A 19,762-nucleotide genomic window follows, 5' to 3' on the forward strand; every position below is an offset into this window, starting at 1 on the left:
CCGGAGTGTCGGTGGCGTACGTCGCCACGGGCGCGAACTTCCCTGATGCCCTGTCTGGTGGTCCTGCTGGCGGGGTCGGTGGTGGGCCGGTCCTACTGCTGGCTCCGGGTGGCGTGCCTGCTCCGGTAGCTACCGAGCTCAAGCGCCTCAAGCCCGGCCGGATCGTGATCCTGGGCGGGACCGGCACGGTGTCGGCCAAGATCGCCACCGCGCTGCAAACCTACGCGACCCCCCGAACCCTGGGAATCGCCACTACGGAGTTGCCAAACGCCGTCGCAGGTGCCCCCTACACAGCCCAGCTGCAGGCTGCCGGCGGAGCCGCGCCCTACACCTGGGCGTCGTCTGGTCTGCCGGCTGGTTTGGCCCTGGACCCCGCCACGGGAGTGGTGTCGGGGACGCCCAAGGCGACCGGCTCCGGGCGCGTGCAGGTCGGCGTGACCGACGCACAGAAAAGGGTGGCCTCCAGGTTCCTGACCCTGTCTGTGCCCAGGACAGTCCCGGTCCAGTGCAGGGAGCAGGCCTGTGTCGTCACGGTGCCCGAGTCGACCACCAAGAATGTCACTGCCACCCAACTGGTATCGGTCCACCGGGACGACACCGGAGCGATCGACAGCGTGACAACCACGGGGGTGACGGTCGCCGCCAAGGATGTCCTTGTCCTGCCAGTGTCGACGCTCACCCCATCCGGTGCCGTTGCCGTCGTCGAGTCGGTTGCCCCGGCTGCAGGTGGGGTTACCGTGGCGAGCACGAGTCCTGGAGACTTCGGTACCGCCTACAGCAGCGGCACCCTGATCACCGATGGCGCTGGTGCCGCCGGGACGGTGCTGGTTGGGCCCAAGGTGCTCAAGATGGGTGAGTCCACACAGGCTCTGGCCGCAATCACTTGCTCGGGGTCTGCCAGCTCCACGGCTTCGGTGACCCTTACCCCCACGTTGACCCCGACCATGGTGGCCGTGTGGAATCACAACGTCGGCTACATCGGCGATGTGTACCTCGGTTTCGGTGGCCTGCAAACCGCGGCGGTGTCGCTGGAGGGGACCATCGTCGTGGCTTTCGATGCGGACCTCAAAGCCTCCGGTACCTGCAGCGTGACCCTGCCAACCATCACCCGCGTCGTCCCGGCCGGCAACCTCGGCGCCGTCATCTTGCGAGTGACCCCAAAGGCCTCGCTTACCGCAAACGCTGTGGTCGCCGCCAATGCCGCGGTCAGCCTGACCTGCTACAGCGGCTACTACTGGAGCGAGGGTCGAGGGTCCTCCACTAACTACTGCCGCGACAGCGCCGAACCGTTGCAGCTGTCGCAGGCGACCGCAACAGCGACACTCACCGGAACTTTGGGCGCGGAGGTCACACTCAACGACCTCGTCGGACTCAACGGCGACCTCACGGCCACTCTCACCGCCAGCAGCACCCCTACTGGCACCACCATCGCCAGTCTCGACGGCAAACTCGACGCCACCCTCGGCGCCTGTCTCGCCTGCTTCTGGAAAGGCGCCCCCGCCCAAGTCGCCCTCGCCAACCAAACCATCTGGTCCAAGAGGCTCTGGGCCATTAGCGCCCCACCACCACCAAACGGTGGCCCCGGGACAGCCCGTGCCATCGCGGTAGGGCCCATCAACACCTGCGCGATCACGAACGCGGGTGGCGCCAAATGCTGGGGAAACAACGAGACTGGGCAACTCGGCAACGGCCGCGTAAGCAACGGTGACACGCCAGTTCCCGTTCAGGTGACTGGCCTCACGTCCGGCGTCACTGCCATCGCCGTGGGCGGCAGCCACGCATGCGCGATCGTCGTCGGGGGCGCAGCCAAGTGCTGGGGAAGCAATGGCTCCGGACAGCTCGGGAACGGCCGCAACACCGACTCATCGGTACCTGTGGCGGTGACCGGCCTTTCCGCCGGCGTCACCGCCATCTCAGCCGGGGACCGGGGCTCCTGCGCGGTCACGAGCGGGGGGGCCGTCAAGTGCTGGGGCGACAACTTCGGCGGCCTGTTGGGTAACGGTGGCACGACTAACTCATCAGTCCCGGTTCAGGTAACAGGATTGACCGCCGGGGTCAGCGCCGTCTCCGCCACCGGCGACCACACCTGCGCCCTGACCACCAACGGCGCCGTGAAGTGCTGGGGCTACAACGGTTTCGGTGAGCTGGGCAACGGTGGCAGCGCCGATTCTCGCATCCCTGTCCAGGTGAGCGGGCTGGCCTCCGGTGTCACGGCGATATCCGTGCGTGGCGACAACACGTGCGCTATTGCGAGTGGCGGAGCCCTCAAGTGCTGGGGCTACAACCACTACGGTCAACTGGGCAACGGCAGCACCACCCTCGCAAGGGTCCCGGTTCAGGTGACTGGACTGACCGCCGGTGTCACCGCGGTGTCCGCTGGTACTAACCACACGTGCGCGGTTACGAGCGCTGGCGCCGTCAAGTGTTGGGGCGACAACGAGTTCTCCCAGCTTGGAAACGGCGTCACCACCCGTTCGCTCGTCCCGGTTCAGGTGACCGGACTGACCTCTGGCAGTCGAGCGATTACCGCGGGCTTCAGTCACAGTTGTGTGCTCACTAACGGTGGGATCACCAAGTGTTGGGGATACAACGGGTACGGAGTGCTGGGCGATGGCACGACCAGGTCATCCCCGAGCCCTGTCGACGTTCTGGGTCTCTAGCCGCCCCGGGGGCCGCACTGACTTGATCGCTCATGAACCGCGGACGTCGGGGCCAGGCCTTCAGGTCTCACGGTCACCGACTAAGCGTTGACGGCACACTCGCGGCGGAATGACGCACCCGTCAATTGATGTCTGGTGAGGCGAGGCGTCACCGGCCTGTTGGGCAGGTATCGATCGCCCGCCGAGTCGGGGCGTCGGACGCGGTTTGGCTAGTTCTCGTAGTCAGCGATGACCTTCGGCGCCACGAAGTTGACGTGCTTCAGCAGCTCCAAAGTTGTATGGTTCTCGGGCTCCTGCGCCATCCACTTGCGGACCGTGGCCCGCGGCTCTCCGGCCGACAGGGCGGCTAGAACCAGTGCGCGGCGATTCTGCGGGTGTGCCGACCGCGATAGAGCCGAGCGGATCACGGCTCTCGCTTCCCCCGGATCCCAAGCCGCAAGACGCTGCGCCGCGACCGCCAGCATCGGCAGCGAAGAGTCGCTGTCATCCACCATCGAGGCTGCCCAGTCACGGAGAGCCTTTCGCGGCCGCACGTTGCTGGGAAAGAGGCGCACGTACTGCCCGACAGACCACTGGTAGGACGCCCAGTCACTCTTTGCGTATTCGAGAAACCAGTCTTGAAGACTTCCGTGCGTAAACGCGTCCTTGAACAGGGGCATGAGCGCATCGGCCGCATGAGGCATCCGCTCAGCCAACTGTGCGAACTCCCGGACACGGTGACGGTTGTTGTGTTCGCGCATCCTCGTGGCCGCGAATTTCAGACTTGTACGGCTGGCTGTATCCGGATTCTCGAGGAGCTTGTCGATTAGCTCCTCGAGCGGCGCCTTGTCCTGGCGGTTGTCGAGGGCGTCGTCGACCGCACTGTGCTCAATCTCGAGCGCCTTCTCGGCGACAGCGTCCCCCTCCAAGAGCGCAGTCTTCGCCGAGTTGATGTTCATGCCCAGCGCTCGGGCCGCGTCCTGGAGCTCTGTTTGGGCACGACGCATCTGGGCTGGGTCGTCGCCGAACAGCCACATGTCGTCCATCCAGCGGGTCCAGCTTCTCCGACGGCTAGGGGATGGCTTCGCACCGACTAAAGAAAGTCCAGGAATGTCCACGGCGTGGTGATCCAGAACGTCGTCGAGCGGCCCTAGCACCAGGTTGGCCAAGACTGCTGAGGCCAAAGACCGCTGGGGCAGCCCGGACCGTTCCGAGACTCGGTCAAAACCCTCCAGAAATGAGAAGAGTCTGCGCGACACTGCAGTCTTCGCGCACTTGTCGTCTACTCCATTGCGCACTAGGTCCAGAGAGATGCTGGCGAAGCAGGAGACCAGATCGGTAACAAGCGCTGCTTCAAAGAAGGCCGTAGCTTCGCTGAGATGGGTCCGGTAGGCATCCCACTGCAGGCTGTTGTGTGAGTAACCGCCACGGCTAGAAGTGGCCGGCGGGAGGCGCCAGCCGTAAACGCTCGGATGAAGCTGGCCGATGAGATCGACACTCAATCGGTCGACGAGAGCCTGATATGCCAAGCGGTCGAGGACGTCCAAGACGACCGCCGGTCGGGAACCCCAGTTCTCCTTCGGAATATCGATTAGAGCCGGTCGCCGCGCCCCCGTTCCGTTCAAGTGATCCACCAACAGCTCCGGTCGACTACCCAACACGAACCCGATTTCCGGCCACCCCCAGGGATCACGATGCCAATCCCCGATAAATTCGCCCCGCACGTTTGCAGCGGCCACGCCAAAATCGAGAGTCTTTCCCCACTCGACACGTGCCATGCCAGCGAGCGTCTCATACGCCACCACATACGGCATGGCATTGGCATCGAGATAGGAGACCTGACTCTCCGCCCGGTCGGAGGCGTTGGCAACGGGGTCGCCGCACTCGCGGGCACGACAACTCCATTGACAACTCGACGGGGGCTGGGTGCATTACCCCAGTGAAGTGCTCCGAAGTTCGGTGTTCGAGATGGACGATCAGCGATGGCGTACGCGGTAGTCCTGCACGAGCGGCTCGATAACTGAGGCGAGTTCCTGGAGACCTTGCCAGGCTCGGTCGAGTGTGACCGTTTGATCGCACTCATTGGCTGCGAGCTTCGTCCGAAGCCCTTCTAGCTCGGTGTTTAAGGTCGCGAGAGCGTCAAGCATCTCGGTTGTGTCTGCAGGCTGGAATCGTCTTCGTCCGGGCATGGCCCAACGATGCCAGACCGTCCGGGTCTGGCGACTCAGGTTCTCCGAGGCCCAGGTTGACCCGTTGCCGGCCTCGACGCGCGGCCGCATCAGTCTCCGTTCGCCGACGGGTCGATGCAGCCGACAACTTGCGCGACTAATCGGCAGTCCCCACCGCTGCATGCGTCGGCAACCGTGACCACGGTGTGGTGTCCTTCTGTCGGCAGATCATCGGGGCGATCCCTCGAGGAGTGCGTCATTGTGGGCGGAGTGACTCACCGCTTCAGACGTATGACTACCCGGCTCAGCCGACCGCGGGCCCCATCGACGCCTTCACGTCGGACGCATAGAGCCCCGACCGCTCCTGCCCTGACAGGTCGCCGATCGCGTCCATCACCGCATCGGTGACGGCCCGCAGCAGCGCCGCCTTCTGGAACTGCGTCTGAAGCCCCGCGACGTCGATGGCCGGGCCGAACCGCACGGTGACCTTGGCGGGGCGGAACCCGTTCGACCCTGGCGGCTGGACCTTGTCGGTGCCGATGACGGCGCAGGGCACCAGGGTCGCGCCCGTCGACACTGCCATCCGCGCGACGCCCGTGCGTCCGCGGTGGAGCCGCCCGTCAGGTGAGCGGGTGCCCTCGGGGTAGACCCCGAACGCGTCGCCCCGGCGCAGGACCGCCTCCCCCAGCTCGAGCGAGGCCATGGCGGCCCGGGGGTCCGAACGGTCGACCGGGATCGTCCCGGCCGCGCTGTGGAACCAGCGCACCACGCCCCCGCGCAATCCCGTGCCTTGGAAGTACTCCGCCTTGCCGAGGAAGTGCACCTGACGACCCGCGGCGAGGGCGATGACGATGGAGTCGAAGAACGACAGGTGGTTGGAGGCGACGATGAGCGCTCCCGACTGGGGGACGTTCTCACGTCCCTCCACGTGCAGGCGGGTCGCCAGCGCCATCGGTGGCCCGACGAGGACGTGCCGCATGACCCACCGGCTGGCGAGGTCCTGGACGCTGCTGCCCGAGGTCATTCCCACTCGACGGTCATTCCCACTCGATGGTGCCCGGCGGCTTGCTGGTGACGTCGAGGACGACACGGTTGACGTCCTTCACCTCGTTGGTGATGCGGGTGGAGATCTTGGCGAGGACGTCGAAGGGCACCCGGGTCCAGTCGGCCGTCATCGCGTCCTCCGAGGACACGGGCCGCAGCACGACCGGGTGGCCGTACGTGCGGCCGTCACCCTGCACCCCCACGGAGCGCACGTCGGCGAGCAGCACCACCGGGCACTGCCAGATCTCGCGGTCGAGGCCGGCAGCGGTGAGCTCGTGCCGCGCGATGGCGTCGGCCGCCCGCAGGATCTCGAGCCGCTCGGCCGTCACCTCGCCGACGATGCGGATGCCGAGGCCGGGGCCGGGGAACGGCTGGCGCCACACGATCGCCTCGGGCACCCCCAGCTCGAGCCCGACCTGGCGGACCTCGTCCTTGAACAGCGAGCGCAACGGCTCGACCAGCTTGAACTGCAGGTCGTCCGGCAGCCCGCCGACGTTGTGGTGGGACTTGATGTTGGCCGCGCCGGTGCCGCCCCCGGACTCGACGACGTCCGGATAGAGCGTGCCCTGCACGAGGAACTCCACCGGGTGCTCGTCGTCGCCGCGCGACCCCACGACGTCGCGCGCCGCCTGCTCGAACACGCGGATGAACTCGCGGCCGATGATCTTGCGCTTGTCCTCGGGGTCGCTGATCCCGGCCAGCGCCGACAGGAACCGCTCGCGGGCTTCGACGACGAGCAGGTCGACCCCGGTCGCCGCGACGAACTCCTTCTCGACCTGCTCCGCCTCGCCGGCGCGCAACAGGCCGTGGTCGACGAACACACAGGTGAGCTGGTCACCGACAGCCTTCTGGACCAGCGCCGCCGCGACCGAGGAGTCGACGCCGCCGGAGAGGGCGCACAGGACACGCGAGGCGCCGACCTGCTCGCGGATCGACCCGACCAGCTCCTCGACGACGTTCGCCGCGGTCCAGTCGCCGGTGAGGCCGGCGCCCTTGTAGAGGAAGTTCTCCAGGACACGTTGGCCGAAGGTCGAGTGCATCACCTCGGGGTGCCACTGAACGCCATAGAGCTTGCGGTCGTCGTCCTCGAACGCCGCGACCGGCGCGCCCGCAGTCGAGGCGGTCACCCGCATGCCCGAGGGCGCCTCGGTGACCGAGTCGCCGTGGCTCATCCACACCGACTGCTCCTGGGGCTGGCCGTTGAACAGCGTCGAGGAGACGTCCGAGACGTTGGCTGGCGTGGCGCCATACTCCCCCAGCCCCGTGTGGGCCACGGTGCCGCCGAGCGCCTGGACCATCGACTGGAAGCCGTAGCACATGCCGAACACCGGCACCCCGGCCTCGAGCAGCGCCGCATCGAGCTCGGGCGCACCCTCGGCATAGACCGACGAGGGGCCGCCGGACAAGACGATCGCGGCCGGCTCCTTGGCGAGCAGCTCGGCGACCGTGGCCGTGTGCGGCACGACCTCGCTGTAGATGTTGGCCTCGCGGACGCGGCGGGCGATCAGCTGTGCGTACTGGGCACCGAAGTCGACCACGAGGACCGGCTTGGCCTGCAGCGGCGTGACGGGCGCCTCGACGACGTCGCCCTCGGAGGCGACACGGTCGTCGTCCTGGGCCTGCGTGACGTCCGCGGTCGCGTCGGTGGGAGTGCTGGCGGCAGAGGGGTCGCTCACGGGGTGAAGGCTACCGGCGGGCCACCGCGAGCCGCGCCTCGGTCTCAGCCGCGACCTTCCGCTCGGCCCAGAACGACAGGAACGGCACGACCCCGGCCAGCATGACCAGCACCATCTTGCCCAGCGACCAGCCGACCTTGAACCCGAGGTTGGCACTGGCCACGAGGTAGACCATGTAGATGAACCCGTGCGGCTGCGGCCACCAGTCGAGGGCATGGTTGTCGAAGCCGTAGCGCAGCACCATCTCGAGCACGAGCACCAGCAGCCCGACACCGACGATCAGCGCCATGACCTTGAAGAAGGTCAGCGCCTTGCGGGCCGCCTCGACGTCCTTGATCTCACTCACGCTGCTGGGCTCCTGGTTCGTCGTCGTCACGTCGAGCATCATCGCGCACCATCCTGAACCACATGAAGGCGGCAAAGCCCGCGAACAGCCACCACTGCAGCGCGTATGCCGCGTTGCGCCACTTGAGCCCGCCCGTCACCTGGGGCGGCGGCACCCGTTCCAGCCCCTGCGGCGGGGCGATCCCGGCACCGGTCGCCGACTTCTCGGACTGCGCGAACGTGAACGCGTTGTAGATCTCGCCGGGCCACTCGTTGACGAACAGCGACAGGTCGATGCTCCCGAACACCCGCGTGCCCGACGGAGCCCCGGCGGGGACGGCCGGCGCCGGGCTCGGCGACTCCCCCGGGGCCAATGACCCGTCGACCGACACCACACCGGCCGGCGGAGCCTGCACCACGGCCGGGTCGGTGACGAAGCCGCGCACGACGGCGAGCCGCGCCCCGCTCTCCTGGAGGTCGAGCGGGGTGAGGACCCACCACCCGGTCTCGCCCTCCAGCCGGCGCGGCCCGACGAGGACCTGCGCGTCCGCGGCATACGTCCCGATGGCCGTGACCGCCCGGCCCGACTGGGGGTTCGGGAAGGGCTCGTGCGGTCGGATCACGGTGTCCAGCAACGCTGGACGTGCCTCGTGAGCCTTGCGCAGCGCGTCTGCGAGGCCCTTGTCCTGCGCGACGTGCAGCTGCCACAGGCCGAGCTGGGTGAACGTCACGAGGATCACGACGAGGACGGCGAACAGGCCAAGCCAGCGGGGCTTGAGGGCGGTTCGCAGCACCGGGTCAGGCTACGGGACGCCTCGGACCGTGGATGACGGGGAGCCACGAGTCGCCACGCGGCGCCGGCCGCCACGCCGCCCACGCACCGCCCGGCGTAAAACCGGTGTCGGTCGGCGACACCCGGCACCTACCGTGGGAGGCCTGATGCAGACGATCCCGTTCCCTGACCCCGGCACGCCCGACACCCGCAGCTCCCTGCGCTTCATGGTGTGGGTCGCCCGGAAGCAGTGGCGCACCCAGGTGCTGGGCATGCTGACGGGGATGGTCTGGATGGTCTCGATCGCCCTCATCCCGGCGGCCGTGGGCAAGGGCGTCGACGAGGGCATCGTGCCCGGCGACCGGTCGGGCCTCCTGCGATGGGCCCTGGCCCTGCTCGCGCTGGGGGTCGTCGCCGCCTCGGCCGCGGCCGCCCGCCACTACTTCGCGGTGCACAACTGGCTCTACGCGTCGTACCGCGGGGCCCAGCTCACCGCCCTCGGCGCCGAGCGCGCGGGCCCGACCCTCACCCGGACCATGCCGTCCGGCGAGGTCGTCACGGTGTTCGCCAACGACGTGATGCGGCTCGGCGGCCTCTACGACGTCATGGGCCGGTTCTCCGGCGCCGTCGTCAGCTATGTCGTCGTCGGGGCGATCCTGCTCGCGGCGTCGCCGCCGCTGGGGTGGCTGGTGCTGCTCGGCGGCCCGGTCATGCTCGCGCTGCTGACCTTCATCGTGCGCCCGCTGCAGCGCCGGCAGGCCCTCCAGCGTGAGGAGGCCGGCCGCCTCACGACCCTTGGCGCCGACACCGTGGCCGGGTTGCGTGTCCTGCGCGGCATCGGCGGCGAGCAGACCTTCCTGCGGCGGTATGAGGAGCAGTCGGCTCGCGTGCGCGAGCGCGGTGTGCGGGTCGCCGGCATCCAGGCCGCGCTCGACTCGGCCCAGGTGCTGCTGCCTGGCGTCTTCGTGGTGCTCGTGACGTGGCTCGGCGCCCACCAGGCGGTGCGTGGCGAGATCACGGCTGGACAGCTCGTGGCGTTCTACGGCTACACCGCGTTCCTGACCATGCCGCTGCAGACCGCGATCGAGGTCGTGGACCGCGGCATCCGGGCGCAGATCGCGGCCGGCAAGATGCTGCGGATCATGGCCGTGGCCCCTGACCACGACCGCGCCGCCCCGTCTCGCGCCGAGGCACCCTCCGACGACGACGACCTCATGGACCCGCTGTCGGGCACCACGATCCGTGGCGGGCTCCTGACGGCCATCGTGTCGGCTCGCCCCGAGGAGTCCGCGGCACTCGCCGACCGGCTCGGCCGGCACGGACCCGGGCCGCACCAGACCACGTGGGGCGGGATCCGGCTCGACGACCTGGCGATCGGCGAGGTCCGCCGGCGCATCGTGGTGAGCGAGCCCGACCCGCGGTTGTTCTCCGGGGTGCTGCGCGACCAGCTCATCGGCGCGGCCGCATCCGCGTCCGCGTCCGCCTCCGCAGCTGGCAGCTCGGACAGCCCGGTGCGGCGTGCGCTCGACACCGCGAGCGCCGACGACGTCCTCGACGCGCTGCCCGACGGCCTCGACGGGTTCGTCGAGGAGCGGGGCCGCTCGTACTCCGGCGGCCAGCGCCAGCGCCTCGCCCTCGCGCGCGCCCTCATGACCGAGGCGCCCGTGCTGGTGCTGGTCGAGCCCACCAGCGCCGTCGATGCCCACACCGAGGCCCGCATCGCCGGGCGGCTGGCCCGGCACCGGCGGGGCCGCACCACCGTGGTCACCACGGCCAGCCCGCTGCTGCTCGGGGCAGCCGACCACGTCGTCCTGCTCGAGGACGGCCTCGCCACCGCCCAGGGCACGCACCGCGAGCTCCTGGCACACCCGGCATACCGACATGTCGTGCTGCGCGGAGAGGAGGACGACCAGTGATCACCGACCACGCCCGGCGCACCCTGCCGATCGCCGACATGCGCGCCGTCGTCCGGCACACCCGCACGCTGATGGGCACGCACCGGCGGCTGCTCACCCAGGTGCTGGTGCTGCACGCCCTTGCCGCCCTCGCCGCGCTCGCGGGCCCGTTCCTCGTGGGGCGCCTCGTCGACGAGGTGAGCGGCCCGTCGTCGGGCACGACCATCGACCGGATCGCCATCGGGCTCGCCGTCGCCGTCGTCACGCAGACGCTGCTGACCTGGGCGGCGCGTCGGATGGCGTTCGTCCTGGGCGAGACGGTGTTCGCCGAGCTGCGCGAGCAGTTCGTCGGGCGCGCGGTGAACCTGCCGCTGTCCACCGTCGAGCGGGCCGGCACCGGTGACCTCGTGGCCCGCACCACCAACGACGTCGAGGCGCTGTCGCACGTCGTGCGGTTCGGCATCCCCTCGCTCTTCGTGGCCGGCATGACCGTCGTGATGACGATCGTGTCCGCCCTGTTCACCGCGCCGCTCGCGACGCTGCCGATCCTGTTCGGCCTGCCGTTCTACTGGTTCTCCACCCGGCGCTACCTGCGCAAGGCGGCCGACGGCTACCTCTGGGAGCGAGCCACCTACGCGCGGCTCAACGGAGTGGTCGCCCAGACCGCCGACGGTGCCCGCACCATCGACGCCCTGTCGCTGGCCGGGGTGCGGCGCTCACGGTTCCACGAGGCGCTGCGCGAGTGCTTCGACGCCGAGAAGTACACCCTCGGGCTGCGGCTGCGCTGGTTCCCGTTCGTCGTGTTCGGGTACTACGTGCCGACGGCGGGCGCCATCGTCTGGGGCGGCTGGCTGGCGATCAACGGCCACATCACGGCCGGGGCCGCCACCGCGGTGACGCTGTACATCCAGCAGATGGTCGGTCCCCTCGACGAGGTGCTCGGCTGGCTCGACGAGATCCAGGTCGGCGCGACCTCGCTCGCGCGGGTCATCGGCGTCGGCGAGGTCCCGGCCGACCGCACCGCCACAGGGCAGCAGCCGGCCGGCTCCGACCTCGAGGTCCGCGACGTGCGCTACGCGTACCGCACCGGTCACGACGTCCTGCGCGGGGTCGACCTCGACCTGCGCCCGGGCGAGCGGCTCGCCATCGTGGGTCCGTCCGGGGCGGGCAAGTCCACGCTGGGCCGGCTCATGGCAGGCATCGACGGTCCGCGCGAGGGGCGCGTGTCGGTGGGCGGGGTTCCGCTCGTCGACCTCACGCTCGGGCGGCTGCGGGGCGAGGTCGCGCTGGTGACCCAGGAGCACCACGTCTTCGTGGGCACGCTCGCCGACAACCTGCTGCTCGCGCGGCCGGCGGCGTCCTCCGAGGAGCTCCAGGAGGCGCTGCGGGCGGTCGACGCCCACGAGTGGTCCAGCGAGCTGCCCGACGGCCTCGACACCGTGGTCGGCAGCGGTGGTCACGTGCTGACGGAGGCGCAGTCGCAGCAGCTGGCCCTGGCACGGCTGGTCCTCGCCGACCCGCACACGCTCGTGCTCGACGAGGCGACGTCCTTGCTCGACCCGCGTGCGGCCCGGCACCTGGAGCGGTCCCTGGCCGCCGTGGTCGAGGGCCGTACCGTCGTCGCCATCGCGCACCGCCTGCACACCGCGCACGACGCCGACCGGGTGGCCGTCGTCGAGGACGGACGGGTCAGCGAGATCGGCTCGCACGACGAGCTGGTCGCCGCCGGCGGTCCGTATGCCGCCCTGTGGGCCTCATGGCGCGACGAGCCGGTCGCCGGGGCCGCACCAGCTGCATCGCGCCCCGGTCCGGGTCCGCAGGAAGTTTTTCGGCAGGACACGTAACCCCCTGCTCGCGTGGTCGTTGTCTGGGTGGCGCGACTGGAGACCCACCCCCGGCTCGTCTCCAGTCGCGCCTCCCGAGGCGGGCGGCGATGAGATGCAGGGGCTCTCATCACCGCTCGTCTCTCGCCAGCCGCGGCCTTACAGCCGCAGTCAGACCCTGGCCGTGTCGTGGGTGTATGCCGTGACCGCGGGTCGCGTGGGCCGGACCGGTTCGACCCGGACGTACTCCTGCGCCTGCGCCGGCCGTGGGTCGGCCTCGCCCTTGACGGGCCACAGGGACATGGCGCGCTCCGCCTGGGCCGTGACGGTCAGCGAGGGGTTGACGCCCAGGTTGGCCGAGACGGCGGAGCCGTCGACCACGTGCAGATCCGGGTAGCCCCAGACGCGGTGGTAGCCGTCGATGACCCCTCGCTCGGGGGTGGACCCGATCACCGCGCCGCCGAGGAAGTGGGCCGTGAGCGGGATGTTCGCGATCTCCGTGACGCTGCTCCCGGGGAAGGCGCGCAGCCCGGTCGCCGCCGACAGGCGGGCGGCCAGCGCCCGCATGGCCGCCTGACCCGAAGGGATGAAGGTCGGGTTGGGCTCCCCGTGCCCCTGGCGGGACGTGAGGGAGCGACCGAACCGGCCCGCCCGCCCACTGACCTGCAGGGAGTTGTCGCGGGTCTGCATGATGAGGCCGATGACGGTGCGCTCGCTCCAGCGGTACTGCGACAGCGACCGCAGGAAGACGACCGGGTGCTTGGCCGCCTCGACGACGAACTGGACCGGCCTCGGCAGCTTGTCGCCGGGCACGAGGATCGTGCCGAGGACCCCCATGGCGTTCGAGCCCTTGCCGTACCGCACGCTCTCGACGTGGGTGTCGCCGTCGGGGTGGAAGGACGAGGTGATCGCCACCCCGTGGGACAGGTCCAGGCCCTCAGCGACCCGCTCGAGCATGACCCCGTTGACCGCTTCGGAGTTCGTGCGGGTGAGGTGCCCGAGCCGGCTCGACAGGTGCGGCAACGCACCGGTGTCCCGGAGCGTGTGCAGGAGCTTCTGGGTGCCCCAGGTCCCGCCGGCGAAGACCACCTGGTCGGCCGTGATGGTGCGGGGAGCCTTGCGGAACCACGCGCCCGAGGACTCGTGAGTCACGCCATACCCGCCGCCCGGAGCCGGGGCGACCCGCACGACCGTGCGCAACGGCTCGATGGTGACCCCGAGCTTCTCGGCGAGGGCGAGGTAGTTCTTCACGAGCGTGTTCTTGGCCCCGACGCGACAGCCCACCATGCAGTTGCCGCACTGGGTGCAGCCGGTCCGGTCAGGCCCGGCACCACCGAAGTACGGATCGGGGACGCGCCGCCCCGGCATGCCGTAGAACACCCCCGTCGGCGTCTTGGCGAACGTGTCCGCGACACCCAGGTCGGCTGCCGTCTGGCGCATGACCTCCTCGACCAGGCCCTCGCACGGGTTGGTCTGGACGCCCAGCATCGTCGACGCCATGGCGTAGTGCAGCTCGAGCTCGTCGCGCCAGTCCGTGATGTCGGCCCACTGCCGGTCGCGGAAGAACGACTCGGGCGGGACGTACAGCGTGTTGGCGTAGTTGAGCGAGCCCCCGCCGACCCCCGCGCCGGCCAGCACCACGACGTCGGGGAGCCGGTGGATGCGCTGGACGCCGAAGCACTTGAGCCGGGGCGCCCAGAGGTAGCGCCGCAGGTCCCACGACGTCCGGGCGAAGTCCTCGTCGCGGAACCGCCGACCGGACTCGACGACGTGGACCCGGTACCCCTTCTCGGCCAGGCGCAGGGCCGTCACCGAGCCGCCGAACCCCGACCCGACGACGACCACGTCGTAGTCGGTCACCGGCGGCCCAGTGACTTGAGGACCTGGAGGGCACCGGTCATCAGCCGGGCATAGGTCTCCTGGCTCAGGCTGCCGACCGGCGCGATCGGGAGCAGGTACTGCGCCGTGACGTTCTGCGACTCGGTGTACTTGAGGATCCCCTCGGCACCGTGGCGGCGGCCGAGGCCCGACTGCTTCATGCCGCCCATCGGGGCTGCGACGCTGCCCCACGCGGCGGCATACCCCTCGTTGACGTTGACGGTGCCGGCCTGGATGGCGGTAGCGATCCGGCGCCCACGGCCGACGTCGCGCGTCCACACGCTGGCGTTGAGGCCGTACTCGGTGTCGTTGGCGAACCGGATGGCCTCCTCGTCGCTGTGGACGCGATAGAGGGCCACGACCGGGCCGAAGGTCTCGTCGTCGCGCAGGTCCATCGCCGCAGTGACACCCGCGACGACCGTCGGCTCGTAGAAGTAGGGACCGAGGTCGGGTCGGGCCTTGCCGCCGACGAGCACCGTGGCCCCCTTAGCGCGGGCGTCATCGACGTGCGCGGCAACGCGTGCCAGCTGCGCGGCCGACACGAGCGAACCCATGTCGGGGCCGTAGGCCAGGTCGGACCCGAGCCGCAGCCCCCGCACCGCCTCGACGAACCGCCGCGTGAACTCGTCGGCGATGCTCTCGTGCACCAGCAGCCGCTCGACCGAGATGCACAGCTGACCCGCCGACGAGAAGCAGGTGCGCACCGCACCCTGCACCGCGCGGTCGAGGTCGGCGTCCTCGGCGACGTACATGGAGTTCTTGCCGCCGAGCTCGAGCGAGTAGCCCACGAGCCGACCCGCGATCGACTCCGCGACGCGGCGCCCGGTCTCGGTCGACCCGGTGTAGCAGACGTAGTCGGTGAGGTCGACGACCGCCTGCCCCACCGTCGGACCGTCACCCAGGACGACCTGGAGCACCGACTCGGGGAGCCCGGCCTCGGTGAGGAGCTGCACGACCTGCAGGGCGGTGAGCGAGGACTGCAGGTCGGGGCGCAGCACGACCGCGTTGCCCGCGAGCACCGCGGGGATGGCGTCGGTGATGGCCAGGCTGAGCGGGTAGTTCCACGGGCTGACGATGCCCACGACACCCTTGGGGTGGTGGTGCTCGACGCTCTGGGTGAGCAGCGGGAACAGGCCGGCTCGGCGTCGCGGCCGCAGGGAGGACGCAGCCGACCGCGCGTAGTGACGGGACACGATCGCGACGTCGGCGACCTCCTCGAAGGCCTGCAGCCGGGTCTTGCCCGACTCGAGCTGCACGAGGTCGAGCAGCTGCACCTGGCGCTCGAGCACGAGGTCGTGGAACCGCAGGAAGATCCGCTCCCGCAGCTCCATCGGGGTGCCTGCCCACGCGCGTTGCGCGGCGCGGGCGGCGTCGACGGCGACCGCCACGTCGTCGCGCGTGGACAGGGGCAGGGACCCCAGGGGCGCACCCGTCATCGGGGTGTGGCTCGTGTGGGTGGCGGACCTGGGGGCGGACACCACGCGCCGCACCAGCCGGCGCACCAGGGCCGGGTCCACGGCATACGTGGCGGTGGGGTCGGTCTCGGGGTCGGCAACGACGTCGTGAGCCATGGGGCGAGCCTAGGTCCGTCGCAGCCCAGTTACCACCCAGTAGGATCCCGACTTCGTGCCGCCGGGACGCAAGGACGGGGACAACCAGCCCCGTCCTGGCGCCTCAGCGGCACGAAGTCGGGGAAGGCGGGGGTCAGCTGCGCTGGTAGGGCGCCACCACGACCTCGACCCGCTGGAACTCCTTGAGGTCGGAGTAGCCGGTGGTGGCCATGGCGCGGCGCAGCGCACCGACCAGGTTGGTCGTGCCGTCGGCCGTCCGGCCGGGGCCGAAGAGGATCTCCTCGAGTGGGGCGATGGCCCCGACCTCGACACGCTCGCCGCGCGGCAGGTCCTGGTGGTGTGCCTCGGGCCCCCAGTGGTGACCGCGGCCGGGCGCGTCGGTGGCCCTGGCCAGGGCCGCACCCAGCATGACCGCGTCCGCGCCACAGGCGACGGCCTTGACGATGTCGCCGCTGTCGCCCATGCCACCGTCGGCGATGACGTGGACGTAGCGACCACCCGACTCGTCGAGGTAGTCGCGCCGTGCCGCCGCGACGTCGGCGATGGCGCTGGCCATAGGCGCGTGGATGCCCAGGGTGCGCCGGGTCGTGTGGGCGGCTCCGCCGCCGAAGCCGACGAGGACCCCCGCGGCACCGGTGCGCATGAGGTGCAGGGCGGCGGTGTATGACGCCGCGCCGCCCACGATCACCGGGACGTCGAGCTCGTAGATGAACCGCTTGAGGTTGAGCGGCTCCGCGCGGCCGGAGACGTGCTCGGCGCTGACGGTCGTGCCGCGGATCACGAACAGGTCGACCCCAGCGTCGACCACGGTCTTCCAGAACTGCTGGGTGCGCTGCGGGCTCAGGGCACCGGCCACGGTGACCCCTGCCTCACGGATCTGGCGGAGCCGCTCGGTGACCAGGTCGGGCTGGATGTCCGCGGCGTAGATCTCCTGCATCCGCGACGTCGCGAGCGCCGGGTCGAGCGTCGCGATCTCGGCGAGCAGCGGCGTCGGGTCCTCGTAGCGGGTCCACAGCCCCTCGAGGTCGAGGACGGGCAGGCCCCCGAGGCGGCCCAGGGCGATGGCGGACTCGGGCGACATCACCGAGTCCATCGGCGCGGCGATGACGGGGATGTCGAAGTGGTAGGCGTCGATCTGCCACCCCACGGACACCTCCTCAGGGTCGCGGGTGCGCCGTGAGGGCACCACTGCGATGTCGTCGAAGGAGTACGCCCGACGGCCGCGCTTGCCGCGTCCGATCTCGATCTCAGTCACCGGGGGAGCCTACCGGTCCAACCACAGCGGATCGGACCGTCCGACCGCGCGTGAGATGACGTCCCGCCGCCGGGGTGAGGGGGCGGTCGACGACGGGACGCCATGGGGTCGCCTGACGCGGCCAGTGACCGCGCTGGCGAGGTTCCTCGATGAGCATGTCCCCTGCTCCGACCACAAGACCTGGCCGTGGTCAGAGCGTAGGTCGCCACCTCCCGGCCCGGCTCCCACCAAATACGTATCCCGGGTGTCCACCACCCGGCATACGTCCCCTGCTCGTGGGGCAGGCGGGCCGTCGGGCCGCGGCGAGGTCGCTCAGCGACCGCCGTAGTTGGGCGCCTCGATGGTCATCTGGATGTCGTGCGGGTGGCTCTCCTTGAGGCCGGCGGAGGTGATCCGCACGAAGCTCCCGCGCCGCTTGAGCTCGGGGACGGTGGCGGCTCCGACGTAGAACATCGACTGGTGCAGGCCCCCGACCAGCTGGTGGACGACGTTGCCGAGCGGGCCACGGTAGGCGACCTGGCCCTCGATGCCCTCGGGCACGATCTTGTCGTCGCTCGTGACGTCGGCCTGGAAGTAGCGGTCCTTGGAGTAGGACTTCTTGCCCCGCGACGACATGGCCCCGAGCGAGCCCATGCCGCGGTAGGACTTGAACTGCTTGCCGTTGACGAAGATCAGCTCGCCGGGGCTCTCCTCGCAGCCGGCGAGCAGCGACCCGAGCATCACGGTGTCGGCGCCGGCCACGAGCGCCTTGGCGATGTCGCCGGAGTACTGCAGGCCACCGTCACCGATCACCGGCACCCCGGCCCGGCGGCAGGCGAGCGAGGCGTCGTAGATGGCCGTCACCTGCGGAACGCCCACCCCGGCGACCACGCGGGTGGTGCAGATCGAGCCCGGGCCGACACCGACCTTGACGGCGTCGACACCCGCGTCGACCAGTGCCTGGGCACCGGCGCGCGTCGCGACGTTGCCGCCGATGACCTGGACGTGGGCCGTGGCGGGGTCGGACTTGATCCGCCGGATCATGTCGAGCAGCAGTCGGGCGTGACCGTGGGCGGTGTCGACGACGAGCACGTCGACCCCGGCCTCGACGAGGGTCGTGGCGCGCTCCCAGGCCTCGCCGAAGTAGCCGACGGCGGCACCCACGAGCAGGCGGCCGTGCGCGTCCTTGCTCGCGTCGGGGAACTGCTCGGACTTCACGAAGTCCTTGACGGTGATCAGGCCCGCGAGCCGGCCGGCCTCGTCGACCAGGGGCAGCCGCTCGCGCTTGTGCTGACGGAGCAGGGCCGTGGCGTCCTCGCGGGAGATGCCGACCCGGCCGGTCACCAGCGGCATCGGCGTCATCACGTCCCGGACGAGGGTGGTCCCCCACTCGGCGACAGGCGTGAACCGCAGGTCGCGGTTGGTGATCATGCCCAGGAGCGTGTTGCCGGGGTCGACCACGGGCAGTCCGGAGACGCGGTACTCGCCGCACCGGCGGTCGAGGTCCTCGAGGGTGGCGTCGGGGCCGATGGTGACGGGGTTGGAGATCATGCCCGTCTGGGTCCGCTTGACCAGGTCGACCTGGTAGGCCTGGTCCTCGATCGAGAGGTTGCGGTGGAGGATGCCCAGGCCGCCCTGGCGCGCCATCGCGATCGCCATCCGCGACTCGGTGACCGTGTCCATGGCAGCCGACACGAGGGGGACGCGCAGCGAGATCTCACGGGTGAGGCGCGCGGTGGTGTCGACCTCGGACGGGATGACGTCGGTCTCGCCCGGCAGCAGCAGCACGTCGTCGTAGGTCAGACCCAGCTTGCCGAACGGGTCGTGGTCGTCGTCGAGCTCGGCGCGCGACGCCTGCGCGGCGACCGCGGCCTCCGTGGTGGTCAGATCGGGGAGTCGGGAGTCCACACCAAGGCTCATTGCCCAATCGTAACGGGCCGTCAGGACCGCCTCGTACCACCACGCCACCCACCGTCTCCAGACGCCCGTTTGGCAACCCCCATCCCATGATCTGGGACACCGGACGATCACCCCGCCTCTTGAACAACTCCTTACGTTACGGGCCTGTTTCCGCAGGTCACAGGGCGGTAGCGTCCGAGAGGAGCGGCACCGTGCCGCGAGGAGCTGAGGACGACATGGCTGAGCTTTCGCGACTTCCAGGACCTGTTGCCGACCTCTGGGACTGGCAGCTGGAGGGGTCCTGCAGGCAGGTGAACCCCGAGGTGTTCTTCCACCCCGAAGGCGAGCGCGGTCCTGCCCGAAGGTCGCGGGACTCCCAGGCCAAGGAGGTCTGCCTCGCCTGTCCGGTCCTGCGGCAGTGCCGCGACCACGCGCTGCGGGTCCGGGAGCCCTACGGCGTCTGGGGCGCGATGACCGAGGACGAGCGTGAGGCGTACTACGCCGGCCACGCCGTCCCGGCCGCCAGCTGAGCGACCTAGACTCGGCTGCGTGAGCAGCCCCACCGACGTACCCATCCGTGACGAGTCGATCCGGCTCGGCCAGCTGCTCAAGCTCGCCGGGGTCGTCGACGACGGAGCCATGGCCCGCGCGGTCATCGAGAACGGCGAGGTGAGCGTCGACGGCGTCGTGGTGCCCCGCCGCGGGTCCCAGGTGCGGCCCGGCCAGGTCGTGACGTATGCCGGGGAGTCGATCCGCGTGGTCCCCGGCGGCTGAGCGCCGCACGCCTCACGCGACGGCCCGGCGGCGCGCAGGGGGCCGCACCGCGCCCGGCACCGGGC

Annotated in this window: 14 protein-coding genes; 5 read left to right on the top strand and 9 right to left on the bottom strand. The window is 70.2% G+C overall.

From position 1 onward, the window contains the following. Positions 1–11 precede the first annotated feature (11 nt). Positions 12–2,660 (top strand): RCC1 domain-containing protein, encoded by a 2,649-nt coding sequence (locus AC1DV7_RS16505; RefSeq protein WP_477598388.1) that lies wholly within the window; start codon positions 12–14, stop codon positions 2,658–2,660. 209 nt (positions 2,661–2,869) lie between these two features. On the opposite strand, the gene AC1DV7_RS16510 is transcribed toward AC1DV7_RS16505, so the two are convergent. From AC1DV7_RS16510 to AC1DV7_RS16530, 5 genes are all read right to left on the bottom strand, one after another. Further along, entirely contained in the window at positions 2,870–4,417 is a 1,548-nt protein-coding gene (locus AC1DV7_RS16510; protein WP_477598390.1) for an RNA-directed DNA polymerase, read from the bottom strand. Positions 4,418–5,111: 694 nt separating this feature from the next. After that, positions 5,112–5,831, bottom strand: a complete 720-nt coding sequence (locus tag AC1DV7_RS16515) for a lysophospholipid acyltransferase family protein (RefSeq protein WP_477598392.1) — start codon at positions 5,829–5,831, stop codon at positions 5,112–5,114. Positions 5,832–5,844: 13 nt separating this feature from the next. Beyond that, entirely contained in the window at positions 5,845–7,410 is a 1,566-nt protein-coding gene (gene guaA, locus AC1DV7_RS16520) for a glutamine-hydrolyzing GMP synthase (RefSeq protein ID WP_477598409.1), read from the bottom strand. Positions 7,411–7,537: 127 nt separating this feature from the next. Beyond that, the gene (locus AC1DV7_RS16525; protein ID WP_477598394.1) at positions 7,538–7,873 is read right to left on the bottom strand and encodes a DUF3817 domain-containing protein; all 336 of its coding nucleotides are present in this window, start codon (positions 7,871–7,873) and stop codon (positions 7,538–7,540) included. Then, complete coding sequence (locus AC1DV7_RS16530; RefSeq protein ID WP_477598396.1) at positions 7,866–8,645, bottom strand: SURF1 family protein; 780 nt, start codon at positions 8,643–8,645, stop codon at positions 7,866–7,868. The genes AC1DV7_RS16525 and AC1DV7_RS16530 overlap by 8 nt, the downstream gene beginning before the upstream one ends. Positions 8,646–8,790: 145 nt before the next feature. Between AC1DV7_RS16530 and AC1DV7_RS16535 the strand changes: the two genes are divergently transcribed. Then, entirely contained in the window at positions 8,791–10,539 is a 1,749-nt protein-coding gene (locus AC1DV7_RS16535) for an ABC transporter transmembrane domain-containing protein (protein ID WP_477598398.1), read from the top strand. 38 nt (positions 10,540–10,577) lie between these two features. After that, a complete protein-coding gene (locus tag AC1DV7_RS16540; protein WP_477598411.1) occupies positions 10,578–12,362 on the top strand; it encodes an ABC transporter ATP-binding protein in 1,785 nt (594 codons plus the stop codon). Positions 12,363–12,512: 150 nt separating this feature from the next. Here AC1DV7_RS16540 and AC1DV7_RS16545 read toward each other — a convergent pair whose 3' ends face one another. The 4 genes from AC1DV7_RS16545 to guaB all read right to left on the bottom strand — a co-directional run bounded on the left by AC1DV7_RS16545 (position 12,513) and on the right by guaB (position 18,944). Continuing rightward, positions 12,513–14,201 carry a GMC oxidoreductase gene (locus AC1DV7_RS16545; RefSeq protein ID WP_477598399.1) on the bottom strand — a complete coding sequence of 563 codons (1,689 nt, stop codon included), beginning with the start codon at positions 14,199–14,201 and terminating at the stop codon, positions 12,513–12,515. Next, on the bottom strand, positions 14,198–15,790 hold the full coding sequence (locus AC1DV7_RS16550) for a succinic semialdehyde dehydrogenase (protein WP_477598401.1): 1,593 nt from the start codon (positions 15,788–15,790) through the stop codon (positions 14,198–14,200). The genes AC1DV7_RS16545 and AC1DV7_RS16550 overlap by 4 nt, the downstream gene beginning before the upstream one ends. 133 nt (positions 15,791–15,923) lie before the next feature. Then, positions 15,924–17,045 carry a GuaB3 family IMP dehydrogenase-related protein gene (locus AC1DV7_RS16555; protein ID WP_477598402.1) on the bottom strand — a complete coding sequence of 374 codons (1,122 nt, stop codon included), beginning with the start codon at positions 17,043–17,045 and terminating at the stop codon, positions 15,924–15,926. A 312-nt stretch (positions 17,046–17,357) separates the two neighbouring features. Continuing rightward, the gene (gene guaB / locus AC1DV7_RS16560; protein ID WP_477598404.1) at positions 17,358–18,944 is read right to left on the bottom strand and encodes an IMP dehydrogenase; all 1,587 of its coding nucleotides are present in this window, start codon (positions 18,942–18,944) and stop codon (positions 17,358–17,360) included. Between the two features lie 215 nt (positions 18,945–19,159). Between guaB and AC1DV7_RS16565 the strand changes: the two genes are divergently transcribed. Beyond that, positions 19,160–19,453, top strand: coding sequence for a WhiB family transcriptional regulator (locus tag AC1DV7_RS16565; protein WP_477598406.1), 294 nt, complete (start codon positions 19,160–19,162; stop codon positions 19,451–19,453). Positions 19,454–19,472: 19 nt separating this feature from the next. Then, positions 19,473–19,697 carry an RNA-binding S4 domain-containing protein gene (locus AC1DV7_RS16570; RefSeq protein WP_477598408.1) on the top strand — a complete coding sequence of 75 codons (225 nt, stop codon included), beginning with the start codon at positions 19,473–19,475 and terminating at the stop codon, positions 19,695–19,697. Positions 19,698–19,762 lie beyond the last annotated feature (65 nt).

The organism is Pedococcus sp. P2_E4 (assembly GCF_056403935.1).

Coding starts and splice junctions, on each gene's coding strand:
- AC1DV7_RS16550 (WP_477598401.1), bottom strand. CDS start 15,790: ATGGCTCACGACGTCGTTGCCGACCCCGAGACCGACCCCACCGCCACG.
- AC1DV7_RS16565 (WP_477598406.1), top strand. CDS start 19,160: ATGGCTGAGCTTTCGCGACTTCCAGGACCTGTTGCCGACCTCTGGGAC.
- AC1DV7_RS16515 (WP_477598392.1), bottom strand. CDS start 5,831: ATGACCTCGGGCAGCAGCGTCCAGGACCTCGCCAGCCGGTGGGTCATG.
- AC1DV7_RS16510 (WP_477598390.1), bottom strand. CDS start 4,417: ATGGCACGTGTCGAGTGGGGAAAGACTCTCGATTTTGGCGTGGCCGCT.
- AC1DV7_RS16535 (WP_477598398.1), top strand. CDS start 8,791: ATGCAGACGATCCCGTTCCCTGACCCCGGCACGCCCGACACCCGCAGC.
- AC1DV7_RS16540 (WP_477598411.1), top strand. CDS start 10,578: ATGCGCGCCGTCGTCCGGCACACCCGCACGCTGATGGGCACGCACCGG.
- guaB (WP_477598404.1), bottom strand. CDS start 18,944: ATGAGCCTTGGTGTGGACTCCCGACTCCCCGATCTGACCACCACGGAG.